Annotated in this window: 9 protein-coding genes; 1 reads left to right on the top strand and 8 read right to left on the bottom strand. The window is 72.3% G+C overall.

The window, feature by feature from the left end:
- Positions 1-167: 167 nt before the first annotated feature.
- From AB0A74_RS41830 to AB0A74_RS41820, 3 genes are all read right to left on the bottom strand, one after another.
- A complete protein-coding gene (locus tag AB0A74_RS41830; RefSeq protein WP_358258678.1) occupies positions 168-530 on the bottom strand; it encodes a hypothetical protein in 363 nt (120 codons plus the stop codon).
- Between the two features lie 110 nt (positions 531-640).
- Complete coding sequence (locus tag AB0A74_RS41825; RefSeq protein ID WP_358258676.1) at positions 641-1,048, bottom strand: hypothetical protein; 408 nt, start codon at positions 1,046-1,048, stop codon at positions 641-643.
- Positions 1,049-1,052: 4 nt separating this feature from the next.
- On the bottom strand, positions 1,053-1,595 hold the full coding sequence (locus tag AB0A74_RS41820) for a TetR/AcrR family transcriptional regulator (RefSeq protein WP_358258674.1): 543 nt from the start codon (positions 1,593-1,595) through the stop codon (positions 1,053-1,055).
- Positions 1,596-1,646: 51 nt separating this feature from the next.
- Here AB0A74_RS41820 and AB0A74_RS41815 point away from each other — a divergent pair, with 51 nt between their 5' ends.
- Positions 1,647-3,260, top strand: coding sequence for an AMP-dependent synthetase/ligase (locus tag AB0A74_RS41815; RefSeq protein WP_358258672.1), 1,614 nt, complete (start codon positions 1,647-1,649; stop codon positions 3,258-3,260).
- On the opposite strand, the gene AB0A74_RS41810 is transcribed toward AB0A74_RS41815, so the two are convergent.
- The 5 genes from AB0A74_RS41810 to AB0A74_RS41790 are packed head-to-tail and all read right to left on the bottom strand — an operon-like array spanning position 3,224 to position 8,483.
- Positions 3,224-3,898, bottom strand: coding sequence for a DUF998 domain-containing protein (locus AB0A74_RS41810; protein ID WP_358258670.1), 675 nt, complete (start codon positions 3,896-3,898; stop codon positions 3,224-3,226). The genes AB0A74_RS41815 and AB0A74_RS41810 overlap by 37 nt on opposite strands.
- A gap of 58 nt (positions 3,899-3,956) precedes the next feature.
- On the bottom strand, positions 3,957-4,475 hold the full coding sequence (locus AB0A74_RS41805; RefSeq protein ID WP_358258668.1) for a DUF305 domain-containing protein: 519 nt from the start codon (positions 4,473-4,475) through the stop codon (positions 3,957-3,959).
- A gap of 26 nt (positions 4,476-4,501) precedes the next feature.
- Positions 4,502-5,482 (bottom strand): LacI family DNA-binding transcriptional regulator, encoded by a 981-nt coding sequence (locus AB0A74_RS41800; protein WP_358258666.1) that lies wholly within the window; start codon positions 5,480-5,482, stop codon positions 4,502-4,504.
- Positions 5,483-5,535: 53 nt separating this feature from the next.
- On the bottom strand, positions 5,536-7,227 hold the full coding sequence (locus AB0A74_RS41795) for a discoidin domain-containing protein (RefSeq protein WP_358258664.1): 1,692 nt from the start codon (positions 7,225-7,227) through the stop codon (positions 5,536-5,538).
- The gene (locus AB0A74_RS41790) at positions 7,224-8,483 is read right to left on the bottom strand and encodes a DUF1996 domain-containing protein (protein WP_358258662.1); all 1,260 of its coding nucleotides are present in this window, start codon (positions 8,481-8,483) and stop codon (positions 7,224-7,226) included. The genes AB0A74_RS41795 and AB0A74_RS41790 overlap by 4 nt, the downstream gene beginning before the upstream one ends.
- Positions 8,484-8,798: the final 315 nt, after the last annotated feature.

Here is an 8,798-nt window from a genome sequence, read left to right as displayed (position 1 = left end):
CGGGCGGTGGGCGGCGGCGGGCGGCGGCGGTCGGCGCGCGTGGCCGAACGGCCGGGGCGGCCGGGCGCGGTGAACGGCCGGGGCGGCCGGGCGCGGTGAACGGCCCGCGGCGTCCGAGCGGGGTGAACGGCCCGCGGCGGCCGGGCGGGGTGAACGGCCCGCGGCGGTCAGGCGGGTGTCGGCCGCGGGAGGGCGCGCAGAGTGGCGGCCTTCCACTCCGCGACCAGTTCGGGCAGCAGGACGTGCCACGGCAGCAGCGCCAGGACTTCCTTGCGCGCCACCAGGACCAGCCGCCCCTCGGGGCCGCCGTCGAGCCAGACGACCTGCAGGACCGGGGCCCGGGCCTCGGCGGACGCGAGCGCGGCGGCGGTGTGGCCGGACAGGTCCCGGTGGTCGACGTGGCGGGCGGAGGAGGTGGCGCCGGTCAGTTCGGGGTGGCGCGCGGCCAGGGCCCGGACGGCCTCGTGCAGGCGCCACTCCCCCAGGCCGGCGCGGACCTGGACGGTCAGCGACTCGGTGCAGCCGGACATGCCCCACCTCCGCTAAGTTAGGACAGCCTAACTTAGCAGGAGGGGTTCCACGGAACGCTGGAGAATCCGTAGCGCCCGGCCGGCAAGCCCGAAGCCGGCCGGGCGGCGGCTCAGTAGTCGTCGCCGCCGAAGAACTGCTCCTCCAGCTCGTCCGCCGTGCTCGCCAGCAGCGCCAGCGGGTCGGTGAACTCGTGGATGTCCAGGTCCTGCAACGGCAGCGAGTGCCGCAGCACGACGTGCTCGCCCATGATCGCCGCGCCGCACGCGATGCTCGAATTGCCCACCTCGGCCAGCAGCGCGTGCAGGTCCACGTTGGCCGCCAGGCCGATCGGCGAGGCGATCTGCACCCACTCGTGCAGCTTGTCCAGCACCTCGCGGACCAGGATGATCACCTGCGTCCGGTCGTCGTCCTCGTCGAACTGCTCGAAGTTGAACAGGATGCGGATCTCGTCGTCCTCCTCGGAGATCACGTCGTAGGTGTCGCGGACGTACGCGGCGAGGTCGCCCCAGGAAGCCATGCCCTCACCCTAGAGGCGCGACCGCGCCCCACACCGCATCCGCCACCACGTCGCGCGCCTGCGCCAGGTCGAAAGCGCCCATGAGGAACCGCCGGGCGCACTCGTGCGCGGGTCCCATCACCACCGGATCCAACGCCCACAAGGGAAAACCACGGACCGAACCCTCTGCCGCGCGTTCGGCGAACCAGGCGGCCACGGGCGCGAAGGTGGCGAGTTTGACCGCCGGGTCGGCGCTGAGCGGTTCGGCGTAGAGGAACCGCGCCCGGCCCGGGTTGGCGGCCACCCAGTCCAGGTAGCGCAAGGCCATGCCGCGCACCACCTTCTCCGCGTCGCCCAGCTCGATCGCCGGGACCATGGCGGCGACGCAGCGCGCGAAGCTCTCCTCGTACAGCACGGCGAACAGCCCGTCCCGGCTGCCGAAGTGGTGGTAGATGCTGCCGTTGGACACCCCGGAACGCGCGGTCAGGGCGCTGATGGTGACCGGGAGGCCTTCCTCCACCAACGCCAGCGCCGCGTCGAGGACCGCTTGCTGACTTCTCGACCGCACGCGGTCTAGAGTAGCGCTCTAGAGCACTGCTCCAGCCGCTGGGAGGTCGCCATGGCCCGTTCCATCCCCGATCTGCTGCGTGAGCGCGTGGCCGCGACCCCGGACGCGGAAGCCCTGCGCCACCGCGTGGACGGCTCGTGGACCTCGCTCACCTGGAAGGAGGTCGGTGACCGCGTCCGCGCGCACGCGCTGGGCTTCCGCCAGCTCGGGGTGAAGGACGGGGCGCGGGTCGCGATCATGGCGCAGACCAGCGTCGAGTGGATCCTCGCCGACCTCGCCGTGCTGGCCGCGGGCGGCGTCACCACCACGATCTACCCGAGCGGCACCGCCGAGGAGGCCGCGCACGTCATCCGCGACTCGGGCAGCGTGCTGGTGGTCGCGGACGCGGACCTGGTCGCCAAGGCCGGGGACGTCCGCGTGCTGACCACCGACGACCTGCCGACCTCCGAGCTGGGCGACTACGACGCGATGGTGGACGAGCTGTCGCCCGAGCACCTGGCGACCCTGATCTACACGTCCGGGACGACCGGCGTGCCCAAGGGCGTCGAGCTGACCCACGACAACTGGCTCTACACCGCCGAGGCCGTGGTGGAACTGGGCGTGCTCCAGCCCGACGACCTGCACTTCCTGTGGCTGCCGATGTCCCACGCGTTCGGCAAGGTGCTCCAGATCGCCATGATCGCCACCGGCCTCGCGACCGCCGTGGACGGCTCGGCGGACCGGATCGCGGACAACCTCAAGGAGCTGCGCCCCACGATCGTCGCCGGCGCGCCGCGCGTCTTCGAGAAGATCCGCAGCCGGGTGGTCGCCGCCATGCGCGCCGAGGGCGGAGTGAAGGAGAAGCTGTTCAACTGGGCGCTCACGGTCGCCGAGCACCCCGAGTGGACGCTGCGGCGCAAGATCGCCGACAAGCTCGTGTTCAGCAAGCTGCGCGACCGGGTCGGCGGGCGGATCAAGTACTTCATCTCCGGCTCCGCGCCGCTGTCCGCCGAGGTCGGGCGGTTCTTCGGCGGCGCCGGGATCACGATCCTGGAGGGCTACGGCCTCACCGAGTCGTCGGCGGCGTCGTTCATCAACCGGCCGGGCGAGCACGTGTTCGGCACGGTCGGGAAACCGTTGCCCGGCACGGAGGTCCGCATCGCCGCCGACGGCGAGGTGCTCATCGGCGGGCGCGGGATCATGCGCGGCTACCACAACCTGCCCGACGAGACCGCGGCCACGCTGGACGACGGCTGGCTGCGCACCGGCGACATCGGCGAGCTGGACGAGGGTGGCCGGCTGCGCATCACCGACCGCAAGAAGGAGCTGATCAAGACGTCGGCGGGCAAGTACGTGGCCCCGCAGAACGTCGAGAGCAAGCTCAAGGCCGCGAGCCCCTACATCGGGCACGTCCTGGTGCACGGCGACCAGCGCAACTACTGCGTCGCGCTGGTCACCCTCGACCCGGACACCACCCCGCCGGGCCTCGACGCCGAGGCGGAGGTCGGCAGCGCGGTCCAGGCGGCCAACGCCAAGCTCGCCCGGCACGAGACGATCAAGAAGTTCGCCGTGCTGGACAAGGACTTCACCGTCGAGGACGGCACCCTGACCGCGAGCCTGAAGATGCGCCGCCGCGAGATCGAGAACCGCTACCGGTCGGTGCTGGACGGCCTGTACGAGGGCTGAGCCGCCGCGATCGCCCACACCGCGACCACGAGCACCGCCACCACCTCGACCAGCACCAGCAGCCGCTCGGAGTACCCCAGCGGCAGCACGCGCCACCACGGGGTGCCCACCAGGGCGTTCACCAGGACCGCGTACAGGATCGGGGTGAAGGCCAGGGCCGAGAGCAGCCCGAACCGGAACGTCCACCGCGCGTGCCCGCCCCACACGGCGTCCTTGAGCCAGGGGCGGGCCAGCAGCATCGCCGCCACCGGCAGGCTGAGGAACGCGACCAGGCTGGCGACCCGGTGGATGGTGCCGCTCGCGCTCGGCCCCTCCGCCCAGTTGTGCTTGGGGAACACCACGACCAGCGCCAGGCCGGCCGACCACGCCAGGAAGGCGATCGAGCCGCCGGAGGACCACCGGGTGATGCCGCGGCGCACCAGGACGGCGAGGACCGCGACCGTGCCCAGCGCGAGCAGCGCCACGGCCGTGTCGAACACCCAGCGGTGCGGGCCCAGCGCGTACTCGGAGATCGTGCGGCGCAGGCCGACCGCCGTGGTGGCGAGCCGGTGCGCGTCCAGCGAGCCGACCATGACGACGGTCAGCACGACGGCGAACGCGCCGCCCTGCGCGAGGAGGCGGGCCGGGGAACGGGTCACGGGTTCAGCGGTCGGCACACCGGGCAGAACGGACCGTGACCGGCCCGTGTTCCGCCGTTCAGGGAACCGACAGCTTGCCCAGGTGGTCCTCGCGGTGGCGGACCAGGTCGGCGACCAGCGCCCGCAGGTCGGTGTCCGTGCCCGACTCCCGGGCCACGCGGGCGACGGTGACGGACTCGTCCAGATGGGCTTTGAGCAGCGCTTCCGCGGTCGTGTCGAACTCCGGGCCGGTGAGCGTGCCCAGGCCGGCGACCTCCGGGGCGGTGACCATGCCGGGCATGTCGTGGCCGCGGTGCTCGTCCAGGTAGGTCAGGCCGCGGTCGCGCAGGAGGGCGTGCAGGCGGTCCAGCTCGGCGCGGTGGCTCGCGGTGATCTCGCGGGCCAGGGGCGCGAGCGTGCCGTCCCGGGCGGTCACCAGGTCCAGCAGGGGCAGGGCCGACTCGACCTGCGGGATGGCCAGTTGGACGTAGGCCGCGTCGGTCGGGCCGAGCGGAGGCGGGCCGAGCGCCGTCGGGCCGGGCGCGGGCAGGCCGGCGGCGCACCCGGTGAGCAGGAGGAGAAGGACCAGCAGGCGCATGCGCGCTCCTCGACGTCGAGAGCGCGTCAGGCGGATTCGCGGACCACCAGGGTGGGGGCGAACACGACGGAACTGGTCGGGCGGTCCGGCCGCTCGACGCGCTCCACGAGCAACCGGACCATCTCCGCCGCCATGTCCTCCACCGGCTGCCGCACGGTCGTCAGCGGCGGGTCGCTCTCGACCGCGGGCGGGCTGTCGTCGAACCCGACCACCCGCACGTCCCCGGGCACCCGCCGGCCGCGCGACCGCAGCACCGGCAGCACACCGGAGGCCATCAGGTCGGACGCGACGAACAGGCCGTCCACGTCCGCCGGCAGCTCCCGGACCGCCGCCGCGCCGCCCTCGCGGGTGAAGTCGCCCTCCACCACGAACGGCTCCGGCAGGCCGTGCCGCGCGACCGCCTCCCGGAAGCCGCGCAACCGGTCCTGGCCGGGTGTGCCCGCGAGCGGCCCGGTGATCGTCGCCAGCCGCCGCGCCCCGCGCCCGACCAGGTGGTCCGCGGCCAGCGCCGCGCCCGCCGCCTGGTCGACGTCCACGTAGGTGATCGGCACCGGCCGCACCGGTCGGGCGGCCAGCACCACCGGCAGGTTCGCCCTGGTCAACAGGCGCGGCAGCGGGTCGGCGTCGTGGGTGTGGATGAGGATCACGCCGTCCAGCCGGCCCTGCCGGATGTCGTCCACCACCTGCTCGTGGCCGCTGGTGAGCACCAGTTGCACGCCCAGCGACCGGATCACCGGCAGCACCCCGGAGACCACCCGCCCGAAGTACGGGTCGTGCACCGTGCGGTCCTCGTCCGGCAGCACCAGCCCGATCGCCCCGGCCCGCCGGGTGACCAGCGAGCGCGCGGCGCGGTTGGGCACGTACCCGGTCGCCGAGATCGCCTTCTCGACCACCCGCCGCAGCTCGACGTCCACCGTGGCGACGCCGTTGACGACCCGGGACACCGTGGCCCGCGAGACCCCCGCGACCCGGGCGACCTCTTCCAAGGTGACTGGTCTGCGGTCCACGTCAGCTTTTATACCGGCTGCGGGGCACCGCGAACGGTGCCCCGCGTTTCACATCACTGGTACACCCGCACGTAGTCGACCAGCATCCGTTGCGGGAACACGGTGGTGCCGTCCGGCGGGCCGGGCCAGTCGCCGCCCACCGCGTTGTTGAGCAGGATGAAGAAGGGTTTGTCGAACACCCAAGGCCCTCTCGTCGCCTCGACGGTGGCCTTGTCGATGGAGATCACCGTCACACCGTCGATGCTGAAGGTGATGCCGCGGCTGTTCCAGTCCACCCGGAACAGGTGGAAGGCGTTCGCGTAGTCCTGGCCGATGTCGCGCGGCGCGCCGATGCCGCCGCCGCCGAAGTAAGCCGGGCCGTGGATGGTCTGGTACGCCGTGTTCGGCTCTCGGCCCAGGTGCTCCATGATGTCGATCTCACCGCTGGCCGGCCACGGCGTGCCCTTGAAGATGTCGGTGCCGAGCATCCAGAACGCGGGCCACAGGCCCTTGGTGCCGGACACCTTGATGTTCGCCTCGATGCGGCCGTAGGTCCAGGACGCCCGGCCCTCGGTGATGATCCGCGCCGAGGTGTACTGGCACGTCCCGCTGCCGCTGACCGGATCGACCGGGCAGGACGAACCCGGCGTGACCTCACGGCGGGCCTCCAGCACCATGTTGCCCGCGCCGTCGGTGAACGCGTTGTTGTTGTTGGTGTAGTACTGGAGTTCCGCGTTCTGGCCGGTGCCGACCTCGGGCCGCCACTTGGCCGGGTCGGGCCGCGTGCCCGCCGGGGTGTTGAACTCGTCGCTCCACACCAGGCGCAGCGGGTTGCCGGGGTCGGGGGCCCGCGGCGGGGGCGGGGTCGGGCTGCCGCCGGTGCCGTAGACCTGGAATTCCCACAGCGAGTACCCGTACGGGCCGCTGCGCGCGGTGAGGGCGACGCGGACGTGCCGGCCGGTGCCGGACACCGGGATCGTCTGCTTGAACCCGGTGCCGGTCGTGGTGGTGTGGATGGCCGTCCAGTTCGTCCCGTCGGGCGAGGTCTCGATGCGGAACCCCTTGGCGTAGGCGGGATCCCATTGCAGGACGACCTTGCTGACCCGCGCCGGCGCGCCCAGGTCCACCGCGATCCAGCCCGGGTCCACCCAGCCGGTGGTGGCGCTGGTGGCCCACCGCGTGGCCGGGTTGAAGTCCAGCGCCTTGGCCGGGGTGCAGGCCGGGCACGCGCCGTCGTCCTGGAAGGAGGAGGCGGTGGCCGGTTTGTTGTAGGACAACAGGGTCTCGGTGGTGCCGGTGGTGCCCGTGCGGACCGCGAACTCCCACAGCGACACGCCCCACTGGGTGGCGCGGGCGGTCGCGTAGAGGCGGACGAATCGGCCCGTGCCGGTGAAGGCCGGGTTCTGCGTGCCGCCGGTGCCGGTCGTGGTCGAGTAGACGTCGGTCCACGTGGTGCCGTCGGTGGAGGTTTGCAGGCGGAACGCGGTGGCGTAGGCGGCTTCCCAGGTCAGCGTCGCGCCGCAGACCTCCTTGGTCCAGCCCAGGTCCACCTGCAACCACTGCGGGTCGCTGAACGCGCTGGACCAGCGGGTGCCCGGGTTGCCGTCCACCGCGTTGGCCGGGGTGAACGGCGAGCCCGTCTCGGTCGAGGACGCGGTGACCGGGGCGTTGAGCGCGGCGTTGGTGGTGCCGCATTCAGCTTGGGCTGCTTGAGGTGCGACCAGGAGTGCGGCGAGGGCGATGAGCGCGGCGAGGACCCTGGTCACGGCCGGCCGTCCGCGCCGCACTTGATGATCGGGTTGATGCAGTCCCGGACGCGGCGGGCCAGTTCGGCTTCCGGCCAGGCGTTGAAGAAGTCGCCGTGCATGGTGAACCCGGGCCCCGAGGAGAGCCGGAACCGGGCCGGGTCGCCGCTGACCGGGTAGCGCAGGACCTGGCGCAGCTTGGGGACGGGCACCGGATGGGTGGCCGGGCAGTCGGCGTTCACCGGGTAGGCCATGTGGCTCTTGTGGTCCGGCGAGTCGAGGTCGCGGCCGTTCCAGCACTGCGGGAAGTCCAGGTAGGACTCCAGCATTGTCCCTTGTGGACAGTTGACGAAGTCCTTGGACGCGCCGACGTGGCCGGCGTGCAGGCAGGACCAGCGGGCGATCGTGGACGAGTCGGGCGCCGTGGCCTTGGCGTTGCCGGCGACGATCCGCAGGCCGAGCGGGAAGGGCTGGATGCGGGCGATCACGTCGTCCCGGACGCCTTCGCCGAGGTAGTAGAAGGTGGTGCCGGTGGGTTCGACGGGCTGGTTGTCGGCGTAGAGGGTCGGGACCCAGTAGGAGGACAGGTCCACGCCGGGGTTGCAGTTGCTGGTGCCGGCGAGCAGCGAGTTGACGTCGCTGTGCGCGTTGGTGGTGCGGTTGCCGAAGAAGCTGTGCATGTGCGACGCGCCGGGCAGCTTCGGCACCACGATCGGGTCGTCGGGGAGGCGGTGGCTGAACGGGCAGTCGGCCAGGAACTCGGCGACGCGGACGACGTTGGTCGGGTTGCGCACGCCGAAGACCTGGAACTCCCAGAGCGACACGCCCCACTGGGTGGCGCGGGCGGTGGCGTGCAGGCGGACGTGGCGGGCGGTGGCGGAGGTGGCGATCGTCTGCGTGCCGGGCGTGCCGGTGTGGGTGCTGACGGTCTGCCAGGTAGCGCCGTCGGCGGAGGTCTGGAGTTGGAAGGACTGCGCGTAGGCCGTCTCCCAGTGCAGGACGACCTGGCTGACGGCGGCGGAGGCGCCGAGGTCGACGCTGATCCACTGCGGATCGGCGGCGGCGCTGGACCAGCGCGTGCCGGTGTTGCCGTCCACGGCGGCGGTGGCAGGGGTACCGCCGTTCTCGGTGGAGGAGGCGGCGACGGGCCGGTTCTGGGACAGCAGTTCGGGCGCGGCGGTGGCGGTGGGGGCGACGAAGGAGGCGGTGGTCGCGGCGAGGACGAGGACGGTGAGGGCGGTGACCAGTCGACGCCATCGGCGAATGGTGGGGATCACGACTCCCCTTTCGTAGGCGTGGTACGAGGCAGGATGGGAGAGCGCTCTCACAGGCAAGGTAGGGCGGTGGTTCTGGATCAGTCAAGGAAAGAGCGGGGTTCCGGTACGACCGGGAACGGACGCCCAAGAGAGCGCTCTCCGAGACCCGCCCGCACTCGCCCTGGACACGCACACCGGCGACCCTCCGGCACCTAACAACGCGCCCCTCCGGCGCGCAGCGCCGCTCGACGCGCGCAGCGCGGAGCACAGGGCCTGGTGAGGTCACACCCCAACCCGGGCTTCTTGCTTGTGTCATCTCCGTATGGCCTGCCCGAA

Source organism: Saccharothrix sp. NPDC042600 (genome assembly GCF_040647305.1).
Lineage (GTDB): Bacteria > Actinomycetota > Actinomycetes > Mycobacteriales > Pseudonocardiaceae > Actinosynnema > Actinosynnema mutabilis.
The sequence above is the reverse complement of the archived record's forward strand: the minus strand, read 5'-3'. Positions and strand labels throughout refer to the sequence as shown.

What these genes read in the sequence shown, in the direction of transcription:
- AB0A74_RS41805 (WP_358258668.1), bottom strand. Translation starts at nt 4,475, where the DNA reads ATGCGCCTGCTGGTCCTTCTCCTCCTGCTCACCGGGTGCGCCGCCGGC.
- AB0A74_RS41815 (WP_358258672.1), top strand. Translation starts at nt 1,647, where the DNA reads ATGGCCCGTTCCATCCCCGATCTGCTGCGTGAGCGCGTGGCCGCGACC.
- AB0A74_RS41825 (WP_358258676.1), bottom strand. Translation starts at nt 1,048, where the DNA reads ATGGCTTCCTGGGGCGACCTCGCCGCGTACGTCCGCGACACCTACGAC.
- AB0A74_RS41830 (WP_358258678.1), bottom strand. Translation starts at nt 530, where the DNA reads ATGTCCGGCTGCACCGAGTCGCTGACCGTCCAGGTCCGCGCCGGCCTG.